The organism is Mycolicibacterium llatzerense (assembly GCF_025331195.1).
Lineage (GTDB): Bacteria > Actinomycetota > Actinomycetes > Mycobacteriales > Mycobacteriaceae > Mycobacterium > Mycobacterium llatzerense.
The window spans coordinates 380,988-397,811 of the sequence record NZ_LXOV01000012.1 but is presented as its reverse complement, the minus strand read 5'-3'; the positions used below and the strand labels follow the sequence as shown (position 1 = coordinate 397,811).

Annotated in this window: 17 protein-coding genes; 8 read left to right on the top strand and 9 right to left on the bottom strand. The window is 65.4% G+C overall.

Annotation, left to right across the window (positions count from 1 at the left end):
* Nucleotides 1-17 precede the first annotated feature (17 nt).
* From A7G45_RS16875 to A7G45_RS16865, 3 genes are read left to right on the top strand one after another with little or no spacing between them, the layout of a single operon-like run.
* Nucleotides 18-1,517 carry a PucR family transcriptional regulator gene (locus A7G45_RS16875; RefSeq protein WP_260938701.1) on the top strand — a complete coding sequence of 500 codons (1,500 nt, stop codon included), beginning with the start codon at nucleotides 18-20 and terminating at the stop codon, nucleotides 1,515-1,517.
* A complete protein-coding gene (locus A7G45_RS16870; protein WP_260938699.1) occupies nucleotides 1,517-2,515 on the top strand; it encodes a Gfo/Idh/MocA family protein in 999 nt (332 codons plus the stop codon). The genes A7G45_RS16875 and A7G45_RS16870 overlap by 1 nt, the downstream gene beginning before the upstream one ends.
* Nucleotides 2,512-3,333, top strand: a complete 822-nt coding sequence (locus A7G45_RS16865) for a sugar phosphate isomerase/epimerase family protein (RefSeq protein WP_260938697.1) — start codon at nucleotides 2,512-2,514, stop codon at nucleotides 3,331-3,333. Before A7G45_RS16870 ends, A7G45_RS16865 begins: the two co-directional genes overlap by 4 nt.
* A gap of 1 nt (nucleotide 3,334) precedes the next feature.
* Here A7G45_RS16865 and A7G45_RS16860 read toward each other — a convergent pair whose 3' ends face one another.
* Nucleotides 3,335-3,988, bottom strand: coding sequence for a VC0807 family protein (locus A7G45_RS16860; RefSeq protein ID WP_260938695.1), 654 nt, complete (start codon nucleotides 3,986-3,988; stop codon nucleotides 3,335-3,337).
* Between the two features lie 234 nt (nucleotides 3,989-4,222).
* Here A7G45_RS16860 and A7G45_RS16855 point away from each other — a divergent pair, with 234 nt between their 5' ends.
* A complete protein-coding gene (locus A7G45_RS16855) occupies nucleotides 4,223-4,714 on the top strand; it encodes a universal stress protein (protein WP_260938694.1) in 492 nt (163 codons plus the stop codon).
* Nucleotides 4,715-4,730: 16 nt separating this feature from the next.
* Here A7G45_RS16855 and A7G45_RS16850 read toward each other — a convergent pair whose 3' ends face one another.
* Both A7G45_RS16850 and A7G45_RS16845 read right to left on the bottom strand, forming a co-directional pair.
* The gene (locus A7G45_RS16850; RefSeq protein WP_260938692.1) at nucleotides 4,731-5,063 is read right to left on the bottom strand and encodes a transcriptional regulator; all 333 of its coding nucleotides are present in this window, start codon (nucleotides 5,061-5,063) and stop codon (nucleotides 4,731-4,733) included.
* Nucleotides 5,060-5,524 (bottom strand): hypothetical protein, encoded by a 465-nt coding sequence (locus A7G45_RS16845; protein WP_260938690.1) that lies wholly within the window; start codon nucleotides 5,522-5,524, stop codon nucleotides 5,060-5,062. The genes A7G45_RS16850 and A7G45_RS16845 overlap by 4 nt, the downstream gene beginning before the upstream one ends.
* A gap of 154 nt (nucleotides 5,525-5,678) precedes the next feature.
* Between A7G45_RS16845 and A7G45_RS16840 the strand changes: the two genes are divergently transcribed.
* A complete protein-coding gene (locus tag A7G45_RS16840; protein WP_043396235.1) occupies nucleotides 5,679-6,242 on the top strand; it encodes a hypothetical protein in 564 nt (187 codons plus the stop codon).
* A 2-nt stretch (nucleotides 6,243-6,244) separates the two neighbouring features.
* Nucleotides 6,245-6,541 (top strand): DUF1905 domain-containing protein, encoded by a 297-nt coding sequence (locus A7G45_RS16835; protein WP_260938686.1) that lies wholly within the window; start codon nucleotides 6,245-6,247, stop codon nucleotides 6,539-6,541.
* 84 nt (nucleotides 6,542-6,625) lie between these two features.
* Here A7G45_RS16835 and A7G45_RS16830 read toward each other — a convergent pair whose 3' ends face one another.
* Entirely contained in the window at nucleotides 6,626-7,129 is a 504-nt protein-coding gene (locus A7G45_RS16830) for a hypothetical protein (RefSeq protein ID WP_260938684.1), read from the bottom strand.
* Nucleotides 7,130-7,317: 188 nt separating this feature from the next.
* On the bottom strand, nucleotides 7,318-7,917 hold the full coding sequence (locus A7G45_RS16825) for a TetR/AcrR family transcriptional regulator (RefSeq protein WP_260938681.1): 600 nt from the start codon (nucleotides 7,915-7,917) through the stop codon (nucleotides 7,318-7,320).
* A gap of 121 nt (nucleotides 7,918-8,038) precedes the next feature.
* On the opposite strand from A7G45_RS16825, the gene A7G45_RS16820 reads away from it, so the two are divergent.
* The gene (locus tag A7G45_RS16820; RefSeq protein WP_260938680.1) at nucleotides 8,039-9,634 is read left to right on the top strand and encodes an FAD-binding protein; all 1,596 of its coding nucleotides are present in this window, start codon (nucleotides 8,039-8,041) and stop codon (nucleotides 9,632-9,634) included.
* Here the strand turns inward: A7G45_RS16820 and A7G45_RS16815 are convergent.
* Together A7G45_RS16815 and A7G45_RS16810 are read right to left on the bottom strand one after the other, a co-directional pair.
* Entirely contained in the window at nucleotides 9,547-10,272 is a 726-nt protein-coding gene (locus A7G45_RS16815) for a helix-turn-helix domain-containing protein (protein ID WP_260938678.1), read from the bottom strand. The genes A7G45_RS16820 and A7G45_RS16815 overlap by 88 nt on opposite strands.
* Complete coding sequence (locus A7G45_RS16810) at nucleotides 10,269-11,783, bottom strand: APC family permease (protein ID WP_260938676.1); 1,515 nt, start codon at nucleotides 11,781-11,783, stop codon at nucleotides 10,269-10,271. Before A7G45_RS16810 ends, A7G45_RS16815 begins: the two co-directional genes overlap by 4 nt.
* 128 nt (nucleotides 11,784-11,911) lie before the next feature.
* Here A7G45_RS16810 and A7G45_RS16805 point away from each other — a divergent pair, with 128 nt between their 5' ends.
* Nucleotides 11,912-13,252, top strand: a complete 1,341-nt coding sequence (locus A7G45_RS16805) for an AurF N-oxygenase family protein (RefSeq protein ID WP_260938674.1) — start codon at nucleotides 11,912-11,914, stop codon at nucleotides 13,250-13,252.
* An 8-nt stretch (nucleotides 13,253-13,260) separates the two neighbouring features.
* Here the strand turns inward: A7G45_RS16805 and A7G45_RS16800 are convergent, their stop codons facing one another.
* Together A7G45_RS16800 and A7G45_RS16795 are read right to left on the bottom strand one after the other, a co-directional pair.
* Nucleotides 13,261-16,179 carry an MMPL/RND family transporter gene (locus tag A7G45_RS16800; protein ID WP_260938672.1) on the bottom strand — a complete coding sequence of 973 codons (2,919 nt, stop codon included), beginning with the start codon at nucleotides 16,177-16,179 and terminating at the stop codon, nucleotides 13,261-13,263.
* On the bottom strand, nucleotides 16,176-16,622 hold the full coding sequence (locus A7G45_RS16795; RefSeq protein WP_043396213.1) for an MmpS family transport accessory protein: 447 nt from the start codon (nucleotides 16,620-16,622) through the stop codon (nucleotides 16,176-16,178). The genes A7G45_RS16800 and A7G45_RS16795 overlap by 4 nt, the downstream gene beginning before the upstream one ends.
* Nucleotides 16,623-16,824 lie beyond the last annotated feature (202 nt).

Here is a 16,824-nt window from a genome sequence, read left to right as displayed (position 1 = left end):
CAAGATACGGTTGATCGGTGAGCATCACCGTTCGCGAATTGCTGGACATGCCGCACCTGCAGTTGCGACTGCACTCGGGCAAGGCTGGTTTGGACCGCCAGGTGACCTGGACGCACACGTCGGACCTGCCCGAGCCCTGGCAATGGGTCAGCGGCGGTGAGCTGTTGATGACCAACGGGATGTCGTTTCCCGCCGATGCCGACGGCCAGGAACATCTGCTCGACGAGCTCCATCGGATCGGCGCCAGCGGGTTGGCCATCGGCGAACAGATGTACTGCCCGAAGCTCACCCAACGATTCACCCAGGCGAGTGAACGCCTCGGACTGCCGGTGCTCTGGATCCGCTATCCCATGCCGTTCGTGGCGATCTCACGCGCCATCGCTGAGGCCACGCTGCTCGAACAATCCCAGCGCCTCATGCGCACGGCGCGAATCTACGACGCGCTCCGTCGCACCACCGGTGGCGATGTGGCCCGGTCCCGTACCGCCGATGCCCTCACCAAGGAGCTGCGGTGCCCGGTCTTCGTCTGCGACCGCGTGACTGCCGAGGCGTATCACCCCGACGGACCGCACCCACCCGAGGACGTGAAAGCCACTGTCCGAACGGCGTCGCAGGGCACGTTGGTCGCCGGTGCCCGGTCGGTACTGACGCCGGGCGGCGTGGAGGTCCTGGTCGGTGAGGTGCCCACGCATGACAACGCGGTCCTGGCCGTCATCCGCGAGGGCGGGGTGGCCCTCGACGGCGTGCTCATCCAGCACGCGGCGACGGTCGTGGCCCTCGAGTTGTCCCAGACACACCTGGCTCTCGAACACACCCGTCGTTCCGGTGCCGAGCTGACGGCTCAGCTGATGGACGGCAGCGTCGACCGCCGGGGTGGACGACGCCAATTGGTTTCCTTGGGACTCGATCCGGCTCACTCGGTGTTCGTTTCGGCAACCTGCGCCGATGAACGGCGGCTGCGAGACCTCCATGTTGCGTTGTGGCGCCGTCGAATTCCGCATGTGACGGCATTCCGCTCGGGCGTCGCCCACGCGGTCGTTCCGGGTGCCGATGATGCCGTCGAGGCGATCGTCGGATCGCTCGGGCCGAGTGCCAGGGTCGGCGCCAGCCGGGCGCTGCAGTCGGTGTCCCGCTCGGGGGAATCGGCACGGGAAGCGACGTGGGCGCTGGGCACCGCGCAACGGACGGACGAGCAACTGGTTCGGTACGGCAGTGCCACATCGTGGCTGGGCGTCGGTGGTGTCGACGATGCCCAGGCCATGGTGGAGCGGTGGTTGGGGCCGCTCATCGAACACGATGCCCAGCACCGGACGGGCCTCGTCGAAACCTTGGAAGCGTTTCTGGCCAATCAACGGTCGTGGCAGCGCACGGCTGAAGCCATGAACGTGCACCGGCAGACGGTGCTCTACCGCATTCACAAGGTGGAAGAACTGACCGGAGCCAAGCTGACCGATACCGCTGACATCGCGCAGCTGTGGCTGGCGCTGCAGTCACGAGATCTCTTGGGCGGCAGCTGATGACCGCGACGACCCCGCCCGTGCGGATCGGCATTGTCGGTGCGGCCCGTATCGCACCGATGGCGCTCATCAAACCGGCCAGGGCCTGCGATGACGTTTCGGTGGCTGCCGTTGCGGCCCGCGATGTGGCGAGAGCGCGCGATTTCGCCAAGAAGCACGGCATCGACACGGCATATGGCAGCTACGACGAACTGATCGCCGACCCCGACCTGGACGCGGTGTACATCCCGCTGCCGAATGGATTGCACGGCAGGTGGATTCGGGCTGCCATCGACGCCGGTAAACATGTGCTCTGCGAAAAGCCCTTCACTGCCAACGAAGCCGAGGCCGTCGACATCGCCGAACGGGCGGCCACCTCCGACCGCGTGGTGATGGAGGCGTTCCACTATCGCTATCACCCGCTGGCGCTGCGCGTAGAGGAAATCGTGGCCTCGGGCGAGCTCGGCAAGCTGCAGCACGTCGAGACGGCGATGTGCTTCCCGCTGCCCAAGTTCTCCGACATCCGGTACAACTACGCGCTCGCGGGTGGCGCGACGATGGACGCTGGCTGCTACGCCATCCATATGGCGCGCATCTTCGGCGGCGGCACTCCCGAGGTCGTATCGGCGCAGGCGAAACTCCGCGATGGTCAGGTCGATCGGGCGATGACCGCCGAATTGCGCTACCCCGCAGGCCATACCGGCCGGGTGCGCTGCAGCATGTGGTCGACGAGTCTGGTCGAGATGAGCGCGCGGGTCATCGGGGAGGACGGCGAGTTGCGGGTCTTCAACCCGGTGCTACCCCAGTTGTACCACCGGCTCACGGTCCGCTCCGCGAACGGCAAACGGGTGGAACGGTTTCCACGGCGCGCGTCGTACAGCTATCAACTGGACGCGTTCGCCGGTGCGGTGTTGCGTGGTGAACCCGTCAAGACCACGCCGCAGGACGCGGTCGAGAACATGAGAGTCATCGACGCCGTCTACCGGGCCGCCGGCCTGCCGCTGCGGGAGCCCGCGTGACACCATCCATCGATCTGCTCGGCATCGAGGCGCTCAGTGTGTTCGGTTTGCCCCCGGTCGAATTCGTCGATGTCGCCGCGGATCTCGGGTGCCGGTTCATCACGGTCTTCGTGCAGAATTTCGCCGCGCTGCCGCTGGGCTACCCGCCGTTCTCGCTGAAGGACGACAGCCGCCTCAGAGCAGACCTCCTCGCGGCCATGGACCACCGCGGCGTCGGCATCTCGCTGGGTGACGGATTCCTCGTGCTGCCTGGCGCCGATATGCGGTCGTTCGGCCGGGATCTCGACCTGATGGCCGAACTGAGGGTGCCTCGGATCAACGTGGTCAGCCTCGACCCGGACCTTGATCGCACCGTCGACCAGATCGGCGCGCTGGCGGAACTCGCCGCACAACGGCAGATCGAGACGGTCATCGAACCGGTGCCGGGCCTGACCATCGGCGACCTGCCGACGGCGTTGACTGTGCTCCAACATATTTCGCGACCCGATGTCCGGCTGCTGATCGACACCATGCACCTGGTGCGGTCCGGTTCCGGCGCCGCAGACCTCTGCACCGTTGCTGCCGAGCAGATCGGTTACGCCCAGCTCTGCGATACGACTCTGGCGCCGCAGGCCGGCAACTACGCCGAGGAAGCCATGTTCGAACGGATGGCTCCGGGGGAGGGCGAACTTCCGCTGTCTGAGATCCTCGCGGCGCTGCCCGGCGACATCGTCATCGGATTGGAAGTACCCCAACGATCGCTGGCGCTGTCCGGCGTCGGCCCAGCAGCGCGGCTCAGACCCTGCGTCGAAGCGGCGCAGGGTCTGTTGCGGCGGTAGCTCAGGCGTTCAGCGTCTGCTTGAAGCGGCGGACCGTGAGTGCCACCACCGCACCGATCGCCAGGACGACGACGGACCCGACGACGTTGACCAAACCGTTCGCGACGTCGAAGGGAAACGTGAAGATGATGCCGAGCAGGATGGCCACCTGAATCACCAGACCGACGCCGACCACTGCACTGAGCCGGATGTGCAACGCGTGTAGCGCGGCGGTCGGGGTGTGCTCAGTGGCCGCGGGCATGAATCGGGCGGCGACGAACTGTGTCATGGGCTTGCCGACCAGGCAGCTCGCCAGGAACACCGCGGCCGCCGCGCCGCCGACGAGCGTCTGTCCGGCCAGCACCAGCCGGGGGTCGGTGGTCACCAGCGCGACCGCCAGGGTCAGGCCGAACATCAACATGAGGTACCCGGAGTACGGGTCGAGTTGACGCGCCTTCACGAGCCCGTACACCACCGGGATGCCGGCGACGATCGTGGCGGCCAAGAGTGCGAAGTACTCCGACTGCCCGGTGGCGCGCAGCCCATAGAACGCGACCAACGGCGTGCCCACCTCGAGGACCGTCCGGATGATCGCGCGCCGTTTGGCAGCGGACCTTTCGGCGTCCGGGCGGTCGACCGGCTCCGGTTCGATGGTGTCGAGGGCCATGGCGGTCATGGTGGTGTCCTTCCGGGACGAGTCGGGTGGCGTCGCGGTTCCGCGATATCTCCAGCGTCTCGTTCGTCGGGCCGCGAGTCTGTCCGGCGACCGGCTGATACGGGGGAGGAGATCGATGTCCACCAATTGGGGGATCCGATGGGGGAGCACACCCGCAATGCAGGCCAAACGCCCACGTCAACTGATCCGTCGGCGCTAAGGTCGTCACGACGTCACCCCCGTAAGGAGACAGCGATGGGTAGCTACCGGACAGTCCTGGTTGGAACTGACGGCTCAGACTCGTCGATGAAAGCGGTCGAGCATGCCGCCAAGTTCGCGGCGCAGCAGGGCGCGAAGCTGGTCATCGCGACGGCTCATTTCCACGAAGTCGAAAAGGGCAGTTGGGCACGGCCGGCCGCACCGGAGAAAGCAAGTGATCGTCGGGCAGAGGACGCGCTGGGACGTGATGGCGGCTACCGGGTGCACGGCGACGCGCACGTTTACGAGATCCTCCACGAAGCCGGCGAACTCGCGCGCGGTGCGGGCGCCCAGGACATCGAGGAGCGGTCTGTGATCGGTGCGCCCGTCGAGGCGCTCACCACGTTGGCGCAAGACGTCGCCGCTGACCTGATCGTCGTCGGCGATGTCGGACTGAACTCGACGGCAGGACGACTGTTGGGTTCGGTGCCTGCCGACGTTGCACGCAAAGCAAAGATCGACATCTTGATCGTGCACACCGTCGACTAACTCCGCAGGGTCGGGACTATCGGCCGGCTTTCGCAGCGCCTCGCGAAACCCCTGCATGTTGCGGACCTTCGACGATGGCCCGCAATGCCGCAACGTGGCCGTCAAACGCGACGCGGCCGGCCTCGGTCAAGCTTGCGTGCACCTTGTGGCGGCTGCCGTCCAGACGGCGTTCGGTGGTGACGTAACCGGCGTGCTCAAGGACCGACAGCTGCTTCGACAAGGCCGAATCCGAGAGCGACAGAGCGTCTTTGAGATACGCGAAGTCGACCCAATCCGCGGCGGCCAACGTGGCCGCCAAGGACAGGCGGGTGCTCGGGTGAATCAGCTCATCGAATCGCGGTGCCGTCATGCGTGGACCCAGCGGCGGAGAACCCGCAAGATCTCAGGTCCGCCCAGGCCGACGATGACAGCGACAAACACTGCAGCTGCGATGCCGGGATGGCGGGCGCCGTCAGCATCCAGTGCGAATCCCGTGGCGATCGTGATGGCAACCAGAGCGAACAGCATGCCGATCACCACCATCGGGATCCGGGGGCTGACGGTATCGGCGCTGACCTGCAGCCGTTCGGTGCGCCGGCGACCGCTGAGGCGGCGGGACGCAATCGTGGAATGAATGACGCCGAACCCCACTGTCGCGCCGACGGCGAGCCACTGCGGGCCGAGGTCGCCGAGGATCCCGAGAACAACCCATGCCACAGCCAGGAGCCACCAGTACCACCGGGGGAGACCGACTTCGTCTACGACTTTCGCCCTGGCGTGATCCACTGCGTCGAGCGCGGCGCGCGCGTCCGCCGGCGTGATGTGCTCCATGGCTTCGTCCTCACTTTCCCGCTTGGAAAGTCGATCCTCCAGTTTCCAAGTAGGAAAGTCAAGGGCCGGCTGTGAGGTGCGGGAGTTACCTCCCGTCAGGCAGCTTTGGCAAACCACGAGAAACACACCGCCCGGACGTGCGAGTCTGATGCGTATGTCCACGCACGACTTTGCGACCTATGAGGAATTCGGCCGCAAATTCTTCGAGGTCGCCGTGACCGCCGACCGGGTTGCCGACGGTTTCGGCACGATGGCCGGCGATACCTTCGAATTGGGCCCGTTTCCGGCCGGGCCGGCGGGCATCGCTCGGGTTACTGCGCGCGTCAGCATCGAACAGCCCCAGGTGACTCGCAGGGACGGCGACATGATTGCGTTCGACGTTCGCATCCCGCTCGATATCGACCTCCTGATCGACCTGCGCGTCGATCGCTCCCGATTCATGGTGACCGGCGAGATCGCGTTGATTGCCACCGCCCGCGCTGCCGAGCCACTGCTGCTGATCATCGATATTCCGAAGCCGGAGCGGAAGGACATCACGGTCAACGTCACGTCCCAGACGCTGCGGGGCGAACTCCTGCGGATCGTGGCCGACGTCGACTCGGAGATCAAACGCGTCATCGCCAAGCAGGTTGGCCGCCGGATCGAAGCACCCGAAGCGCAGCAGGCGAAGGTCGTCGACATCGGCAAGCGGATCGCCAGCGCCTGGACGGGAATCTGACGGTGCAGTATCGCGATCCCGGGCCGGTCGCCTTCGAGGCTGACATCGAACGCCCGGATGGCCCGGGTGCCTATATTACGTTCCCCTTCAACACGATTGACCTCTTCGGTGTCCGGGCTCGGGTGCCGGTGAAGGCCCGGTTCGATGACAGCGTGGACTACACCGGCTCATTGGCTCCGTACGGTGGGAAGCATCGGCTCGGTGTGCGCAAGGACATTCAGCGGGCGCTGGGCAAGACCCACGGTGACCGAGTCAGTGTCGTGGTGGTGCTCGATACCACGCGCGCCGACGTCGGGTAGCCGGCCGCGCTGCACCCTGCACGCCGGGACGTGCTGGCGGAACCCACCATGAAAGTCGTTATTGCGCGGACTAATTCGTAGTGGTCAGACCGGCGCGATGTAGTTGCTGCTGAAGAACTCCTGGGGGATCTGCGAATGCGGGGACGGTAGATCCACTGCCAGCCACATGCCGGTGGTACCGGTCGGGATGGGCGCTTGCAGCGTGATGCTGCCGCTGCCGAAGGCATCGGCGGCGAGCGTACCCGTGGTGATGCCGCGGTCGCCCGGCATACAGCCCAGCACGGCGTGTGGTGCCGGGATGACCCGCACCACGTACTGCCCGTTGTCGGCACCGTTGGTCATATCGATATGGGCGACCGCGGTGTATCCGTCAGAGGTGATCTCCGCGAAGAGCTTGGCTCCCGGACGGCCCAATTGCGTTGTCACAAGCTGAAAATCGCACGTGTGCATGTTGGCGAGCAGGAACATTCGATGGGCCGGCGAAGCGGACGCCGAAGCCGCAGTGCTGGTCAGGGCTGCGCTCATTGCTGCGGCGACCGCCGCTGCTCGCAGGGTATGGGCGCGGATCGATGCCGGACTGTTCACCATGGACCTTCTCGCTCGCGTGCGCGAAACAGGTTGTCGCACTACGTGTTCAACAGCCTATGAACGAGAAGGGCCCGCTGGGATCGTGCTGTGGTCGGAGATCACCAGGGGGCTTCCTACGCCCGGGGTAGGTACCGAGCGCCGCCCACGGCACGATGTCCGCGGCGTACTGCGGCCGCCGATCGGGGCAGCTAGCCCGCGGGCGCGACGCCGTTCAAGACGAAGTCGATGACTTCGCCGGTAACGTCGTGTTTGCTCTTTCCTGAGCTGACGACGTTGTGCAACAGCGCGGTCATCATGACCCCGCCGAAGATGCTGATCGCGTCGGTGCTCGGATCTGCGACCCGCTTCAGGGTGCCGTCCGCGGCGCCGGCCTCGAGCACTCGTGCGATGGGTTCGTAGAACGCCTGTTGGACGGCCGAGGCGAGCTCGGGAAGTCTGATCGCGCGGCCGAGGTCGCCTACCAGCGCGGTGCTCGTCCCCGGCCGGTTCATTGTGTGCGCGACCTGCGCGGTGATGACGGCGACGAGTCTCTCCTTGCCGCTGCCGGCGGAATCGGCAGCAGCGGCAACATCGCGGGCCAGGTCGCCGAGCGAATCCCGCAGCAGAAATCCGAGGATGTCGTCCTTGCCGGTGAAGTAGTAGTACAGCGTGGCTTTCGGGACACCGGATGCGGCCGCGATCTCTTCGATCTTCGTGTTTTCCAGGCCCTTGGTGGCGATCAGGTCGGCTGCGGCATAGAGCTTGCTCGCTACCGCCGCGGGGACTGCCCGTCCCGATTGTTCAACCACGAATCGAAGTGTACGAGCAGCAGGCCCACTGAATCCCGAGGCCATGGAATCCACATCCAAACTGATATGTTGTACTCCGAGTCTAAACTGCGAGTACTAGAATTTGTCGGAAAGGATCACCATGAGCGGCGTCACGGCGGACGTGGTTGTGGTCGGCTACGGAGCTGCCGGTGTGTGCGCCGCGCTGGAAGCGCGAGCTCAGGGGGCAGATGTCCTCGCCATCGACCGATTCAACGGGGGCGGCGCCACGCAGGTGTCGGGCGGGATCATCTACGCCGGCGGGGGAACGTGGGTGCAGCGCGAAGCGGGTATCGACGACAGCGCTGATGCGATGTACACGTATCTGCGCGCCGAGGTCGGCGACTCAGTACGGCCGGAAACACTGCGGCGGTTCGTCGACGGCAGTCCCGCGATGATCGACTGGCTCACCGAACACGGCGTGCCGTTCGAGGCATCGGTGTGTCCCTACAAGACGTCGTACCCCAACAACAAGTACTACCTGTACTACTCGGGCAGCGAGAACTCGGGGCACTTCCGTGCGCTCACTCCGCCGGTGCAACGCGGTCACCGGGCCAAAGGGCCTGGTGCGTCAGGCAAGAAGATCTACCAGCCGCTGGCTGAGTCGGCGAGCCGTGCCGGGGTGCGCACGATGTTCCATACCCGCGCCGAGTCGCTTCTGACGGATTCCACCGGTCGAGTCGTGGGTGTGCGGACCAGCACCCTCGCGCACGCACCGGCGTGGGTGAAGCGACGCTATGCGGCATACGCGGCGCTGGCAGTGAAACCGGGCATCTACTATCCGCCGCTGCGCGCGACGCTGGAGCGGCGTTTGTCGGCCCTGGAGCGCCGATACGCCCAGACGATCGACGTCCATGCCCGGAAGGGCGTAATCCTTTGTGCGGGCGGCTATATCGCCAATAGAGAATTGATCGAGCAACATGCTCCGGCGTATCGCGACGGCCTTCAGCTCGGAACCAGTGCCGATGACGGCAGCGGCATGCAGTTGGCCATCGACGTCGGCGCGGCAGTTGATCGATTGGACAACGTGTCCGCGTGGCGATTCATCACTCCGCCAAGCGCGATGCTCGGCGGGCTCGTCGTCGACGAGCGAGGGCAGCGGTTCATCGACGAAACCCGTTACGGCGCAGCCATCGGCAATGCGATGGTGCAACACCACAACGGACGAGGATGGGTCCTCACTGACCGGGCATTGCTCGAGCAGGCACGCAAACAGCTGCCACAGCAAGCGATTTGGTTTCAGCGGCTCCAGATGGAGGCGATGCTACGGACCGATCGCGTGGAGGCCGACACCCTCGAAGCCGTCGCGACCAAGGCGGGTGTCGACCCGGCGGGACTGCTTCAAACAGTCACTGAGCACAACGAGGCCGCGGCGTCGGGTGACCCTGACCCGATGGGCAAGCCGGCCGATTTCGTCCATCCCATCGAGCAAGGGCCGTACTCACTCATCGCGATCTCGATCAAACGCAGCTTGATCAATCCATGCCCCATGTTCACCCTCGGTGGCCTCATCGTCGATGAAGAGACCGGCGCCGTGAAAACTCCACAGGGACAGCCGATTTACGGCCTGTTCGCGGCGGGACGCACCGCCGTCGGAATCTGTGCCAACTCCTACGTGAGTGGATTGTCGCTGGCCGACTGCGTGTACTCCGGACGGCGGGCCGGCGCCCATGCGGTACATGCCGCTGCCAGCGCCTGAGCGTGGGGAGCCAGGAATGACACCAACGTGTCCGAGTCCGCCACTCTGTGGATGGGTGCGGAGGCGGCCAGCACGGCAATGAGACTGCAGTCCTGACCACGGATTGGGACGGCCAGGCAACCGTGGCCCGGCACCATCAGTCCGGCCTGCGAGGCGAACACTGGGCGCTCGCCGCGCGCGTCTGCGGAGATGATGCGGCCGATGGCCGAGCAATCCGGCTCGGCGACAATCCGCTCAGGATCAGACAGCGGGAAATCTGGATCGATGTCGAACAACTCCAGTGCCGGTTGCGGAGCAGGAGCCAGGGGTCGGTGCAGCACCAGGTGTATCCCAAACCTGGCTTCGGCGCGCACGGCGTCCACCGCTTCGCGGACCCGGTCCGCGGGTGTCGACGGGATGCCGACCAATCGATCGATCCGGCGTCCCAGCGCGAATCCGCCCAAATCGGGTGTGCGGACGAGGTACTCGGTCTCTACCAATACTCCGAGCAGGCGGTACGCGGCCGACCGCGACATCCGCAGCCGATGAGTGATTTCCAGCGCCGTGATGCCCGGTCCCGCGGCCGCTACCTCTTCGATGATGGCCAGGGCAGCGAGCGCGGAGCGGGACCCGGCATCCGGACGTAACGCGCGTGTCATGGCGAGCGCCGCAAGTATCCGCGCCAGACCGAGGACCTCACGGTTCCCGAGTGCGCGCCAATCGATGCGAAGGCATCCGGCCGGCGGCCGCGTAGCCAGCATCCGAGCGCTGCCCACAGCAGCATCCAGGCCGCCGACACCGCCGATCCAGACCACGAAGGCCCCGCGACGGTCAGTCCCCAGAATCCGGCCGCCACGGCGGTGAGTACCAATGCGCAGGCAGGACCGAGAACCCAGACCGCGCGACTGGGCTCGCCCAGGCGGCGCAGCATCAGCGGCATCGCGCCCGCCAGCGCGGCATATGCCAGCAGGTAGCCACAGACCGCGCCGGCCACCAATGATCCACACACCGCTGTCGGGTCGGCCCCGACGGCGCTGACCGCGAACGGCACCCCGAAGACGGCTGCCGTGCACACCGCGATCCCAACCGTGGGCGCCTTGCTCCGCAGATCGGTGTGGCCGAGGGCTGCTGGGAGCACGCCTTCGCGGGCCAGTGACAACAAGACGCGCGCCGCCGCAGTTGTCGACGCCAGCGCGCAGGCAAAGAACGACAGAGTGGCCGCGAGATACACCGCCGGTACCAGCATCTGGCCACCGGGATTGGCCGCCAGTGCCGCGAACCACGAACTCGTCGTCGCGCCGCTGAGCGATTCGGCCTGCGCCAGGGTCGCAAGCAACACAACGAATCCGCCCACCAACAGCGAGCCGCGGACGGCCGCCGGCACCGTGCGAAGCGGAGCGCGCGTCTCGACCGACAGCACTGTCGCGCTCTCGAAGCCGACGAACGCCGTCATCGCCACAGCGATACCACCGGCCAGGCGGCCGACATCGGGGACCGGAGCCAGCACGGAATCTTGCAATAGGCGTCCGTCACCGTGACAGAGCAGCCACACCGACACCGCCACCACGAGCAGTACGGCCACAGCTTCGGTCACCAGCGAGACCCGCGCCGACAACCGGATTCCGCGAACCAGTACCAGCCCACTGGCCACCGCAAATCCGAGCGCGCCGACCGCGACGAACCAGCCGTGTGCCGCCATCCCGGCGGCGGCCGCCAAGCGTAAGGCGAACGACGCGGATTCGGTGACGGCGAACATCCCGATGCCCAGGTAGCCGAGCAACAGTGCGCCGGCGGTGATGAATCCGGACATCGGCCCGACACCAATGGCAGCACAGGTATAGAGGGAACCCGCAGCGGGCACGCGCCGGGCGAATCCCCGTACGAGCCATGACACAACCAGGGTGATTCCGAATGCGATAGCCATGCTCGCGACGACCGGACCGCCCTGTGCGGCAACCAGTACCGGAATCGCGGTCGCGGCGCCGCACGGCGCCATCGCCGAAACGGACTGTGCCGCAACATCGGCGGGACCCAACGCGCCGCTGTCCAACCCGCCGAGGCGTGTCCGAGGGCCCAAGCCCCGCAGCGGCAACGGTTCGTTGGAGACGAGCATCGCCGAGTATAGGAACTGTCCTGTTTCTGCGGCGTTGCACACCAGTGTCGGTGACATATCCCGCACTGGGACAACGCTTCCCAGGCGAATCGCCACCGCCGCAACGCTGCCGACACCGTCGCGCAAACGCCTGGCCGCAGGCTCGGCGGCACCCAGTTCCCTTCGATACCAACGGAGGTCACCTCATGGCCGTGGAATTCACCTCAGTCACCCCCGCAGAGTGGCGCAGGCCACATGCGACCGCGGACAGTCTGGTCGAGCTGAACGCCGACATCGCGACGGCACTCGCCGGCGCCAGCACGCGCCGGCGTTTCGATCCCTTCGTCGACATCGACTGGGATGCACCGGAAAACGCCGTGGAGGACGACGATCGGCGGTGGCAGCTCGATCCCGACATCGCCCCGCTCGCCGCGACCGAATGGTATGCGCAGCAGCCCCTCGAGCAGCGCATCGCGATGGGTCGCTGGCTGACCGCGAACATCCTGAAGGTGACGCTGCAGTTCGAAATGATGCTGATTCGTGGGGTGATTCACCACGCCGGCACCTTGCCGAACGGTTCGGCGGTGTTCCGCTATCTACTGCACGAACTGACCGAAGAATGCCACCACATCCAGATGTTCCAGGAGTTCGTCAACCGCACCGGTGCCGACGTTCCTGGAATGCGGCGAGGCTCGCGGTTCTTCGGGCCGATCCTGGGCTTCATCGGTGGCTACGCCGACATCTTCTTGTTCATCGGAGTGCTCTGCGGGGAGCAGCCTCTGCATTTCCAGCAGACGCTGCAGCATCGTGGCGCCACAGCGGTGCCCGCGCTGCTGAACAGGGTTACTGCCATTCACCTCGCGGAAGAAGCTCGTCATATCGCGTTCGCCAGCCAATATCTGGCGCAACGAATCGCGGCCGTCGGATCGTTCCGTCGTGGGTTGTACGCCTTGGCGTTTCCGATCTATCTGCGATGGCTGATCGGCGAGATGATCACTCCGCCGCGTACGTTCGCCCGGCAGTTCCGGATTCCTCGGCAAGTCTTCAAAGCCGCTTACTGGCGCAGTGATCACTCGCGGCGATTGATGGCCGAATCGGCCGCGGACGTCCGACGTGTTGCCGAAGACCTCGGCCTGCGGACGGTGTGGGCGCGATGGATCTGGCGCCTGTTGGGTATCGACGGGCGGCTGCCGCGGTACCGCGGTGAGCCCGATCGCAGTCAACCACTCACGCGGACGGCTCAGTTTCGAACGGTGACGTGGGCGCGGGTGGCGGCCACGGCGATCATGGGAGGTATCGCCCTGGCCGCCACACCGGTCGGCATGCGGATCATCGCGGTGGCCACGGCCGGGGCGGTCGTCTGGGCGGCCTACCACCTGCTGCGGGCCCGCCTCGGTGATGTGGTGGGCAACCAGCCTTTTGAATGGCCCAGACTTGCCGTCTGGATCATGGTGTGCGGGGCCATGATTCCCGCGGGCGGGTTGATCGGACTCGCGCTGGTGGTGTCGATGATCCTTGCGCTCGCAGAATTCATCCCTGCGTTATGAGCACCGTCTCAGCGCTCGTTCGATTCCACCAGATCATCGTCGGTATGGTCCTGAGCCGGAGTCGGCCATGGTGCGGGCACTGGACGCTGGCGCACGATTTGCGGCCACCAGAACCACTTGCCGAGCAGCGCGGCGATCGACGGCGTCATGAACGACCGCACCACCAACGTGTCGAACAGCAGGCCAAGGCCGATGGTCGTACCGATCTGCCCGAGGATCACCAGTGGGCTGAAGATGAACGCCGCCATGGTGGCCGAGAACACCAGACCGGCTGCCGTGACGACGCTGCCGGTGCCGCCCATCGACCGGATGATGCCGGTGTTCAGACCCGCGTGCATCTCCTCCTTGAACCGGGACACCAGCAGAAGGTTGTAGTCCGCGCCGACGGCCAGCAGCAGGATGATGGCCAGCGGCACCACGACCCAGTACAGATGGATGCCGAAGATGTACTGCCACACCAGAACCGACAGACCGATTGAAGCGCCCAACGACAGCACCACGGTGCCGACAATGACGGCCGCGGCGACGATGCTGCGGGTCACGATCACCATGATCAGCAGGATGAGTGCGACGGCGGCGAGCGCGGAGATCAACAGGTCGTACTTGGTGCCCTCTTGAATGTCCTTGTTGGTGGCGCCGATACCGGCGACGTAGATCTTGGCGTCCGACATGGGCGTCGTCTTGAGCGCATCGAACACCGCTTCCTTGATGGCGTTGATGTGCGGGATGGCCTCGGGGTTGGCGGGGTTGCCCTGGTGTGTGACGATCATTCGGGCCGCTTTACCGTCGGGGGACAGGAACAGCTTGAGCCCGCGCTTGAAATCAGCGTTGTCGAAGGCTTCCGGCGGCAGGTAGAACGTGTCGTCGTTCTTGGCGTCGTCGAACGCCTTACCCATCGCGGTGGCGTTCTTCAGCGCCTCGTCGCTCTGCTTGTTGGTACCACCGGTGGTCGCGTAATTCGACAGCGTCAGTTCGCGATTGCGTTCCTGGATGGCGATCTGCGGCGGGATCAGCCCCACCAATTGCGGTTGCAGGGCATCCAACTTGTCGAGGCTGGCGGTGATGTTGCCGAACTTGTCGGACAGGTCTGCGATCCCGTCCAAGGAGTCGAACACCGACCGCAGCGCCGAGCACATAGGGATGTCGAAGCAGTGGGGTTCCCAGTAGAAGTAGTTGCGCATCGGGCGGAACTGGTCGTCGAAATCGGCGAGTTTGTTGCGCAGATCGTTGACGGTCACAACGGTGTCGTGGAACGCCTCGACCTGTTCATGGGTCGCCGCTGCGCTCTGCTTCTGCAGCGACAGCTGCTGCTTGAGCACACCGATCGTATTGTCGATCTCGTTGGCCTGCTTGAGCAGATCGTTGGCTCGGTCCTGCTGGTAGCCCAGGTTCATGATCTGGCTCGCGCTGGAAGCGCTGATCTGGAACGGGATGGAGCTGTGGGTGATCGGCGTACCCAGCGGGCGCGTAATCGACTGCACCAGAGCGATTCCCGGGGTGTGCAGCACGGCCTTGGCCGCGCGCTCGAGGATCAGCATGTCCGCGGGGTTGCGCATGTCGTGATCGGTTTCGATCATCAGCAGTTCGGGATTGATCCGTGCCTCGGTGAAGTGCCGTTCGGCGGCTTCCATTCCGATGACGCCGGGTGCACTGGCGGGGATGTACGGGCGGTTGTCGTAGCTGACTTCGAAGCCCGGCAGCGCGAACACACCAATGAGCGCGATCGCGCCGGTCACGACCAGGATTGGTCCCGGCCAGCGCACGATGGCGGTGCCGATCTTGCGCCAGCCCCGTGCCCGCTGGGCGACCTTGGGCTCCATGAGTCCGAACTTGGTGGCGATCAACAACACCGCGGGTCCCAGCGTCAGCGCGGCCGCCAACGTCACGAGAACACCGATGGCAGCGGGTATTCCGAGCGTCTGGAAGTAGGGGAGGCGGGCGAAGCTCATGCACGCGACGGCGCCGGCGATGGTCAACCCGGAGCCGACCATGACGTGGACAGTGCCGTGCCACATGTCGTGGTAGGCCGAGATGCGGTCCATCCCCTTGCCGCGCGCCTCCTGGTAGCGGCCGACGACGAAGATGGCGTAGTCGGTGCCTGCCGCGATGGCGAGGAGCGTCAAGAGGTTCGTCGCGTAGGTGGACAGTCCGATGAGGTCGGCGTGCGCGAGGAGCGCCACCACGCCACGGGCCGCCGAGAGTTCGACGGCGACGGTCAGCAAGACGATGAGCATCGTCACGAATGAGCGGTAGACGAACAGCAGCATGATGCCGATGACCAGGAAGGTGATGCCGGTGACTTCGTTGGTGCCCGCGCTGCCGACTTCGAAGTTGTCGGTCACCAGCGGCGAAGCGCCGGTGATGTATGCCCTGATACCCGGCGGAGGCGGATCGGCAGCGACGATCTTGCGCACGGCGTCGACCGAGATGTTCGACATTGCCTCGCCCTGATTGCCCCGCAGATACAGCTGCGTCAGGGCCGCTTTGCCGTCCTTGCTCTGGGAGCCGCCGGCGGTGAGCGGGTCACCCCAGAAGTCCTGCACGTGCTCGACGTGCTCTTTGTCGGCCTGCAGCCGCTTCACCAAGCCGTCGTAGTAATTGTGTGCTTCCGGACCGAGTGGCTGATCGCCCTCGATCACGAGCATTGCCGCACTGTCGGAATCGAATTCGTGGAAGACCTCACCGATGTGCCGCATCGCGAGAATGCCCGGTGCGTCGGCCGCGTTCTGCCCGACGGAGCGTTCCCACCCGACGATTTCGAGCTGGGGTGAAATGGTGTTGGTGACGGCGGCGATCCCGATCCAGATCAACAGGATCGGGAGTGCGAGCTTCTGGATGAGCCGTGCGGGCCGGGCGCCCTTCACTGCGATATCGGTGCCGGCCTCGACACGCGATCCGCCTTCGGCTCCTCGCTGATGCTCGCTCATGCGGTCTTGTCCAGGCACGAGATGTATCCGTTCACGTGGGTCGTGGACCTTTCGTCCTTGACGATGCCGTTGACGGTGATGCGGCAGCCGATGGTGCTGCCATCGCCCTGCGCTCGGAGGTCGGCGTACATCGTCGGGTCGTCGGTGGTGAGGGCCTGCGACCAGGGCAGGGTGACGTTCTCGACGCGCTGAGGCTGGGCGTTGATATCCAGATAGTTGATGGTGGCCGTGGAGCCGGGCGAACCGAACACCTCGAACAGCACACGTTTCGGGTTGTAGCCGGTGTTCTCAAGGGCCTCTGAACCGGGCCGCGAAATCTCGTTGTCGGAGCCGAAGATGCCGCGCAATCGGTCGACACTGAATCCGACCAGAGCGACCACCACGATCGCCACGATGGCGATCCATTGCCGGCGTGCCAACCTGCTCACCGAAAACTTGCTCAAGCCACAGCCTTTCGACGCCCCCGTTGACGAACCGCCGTAGCAATCTCGTCAAATCGTCCCGTAACGGAGAACGGTACGGTACCGTACGCGCGATCGCAACCGGGTTGACATATGGGCAAAACCCTGCGCTCAATTGCTGCAACGAAGTGCAACGCTGTGGTGTAACTCTGATATTCCATCCGTGCGAGGCCGGGAAGGGGTG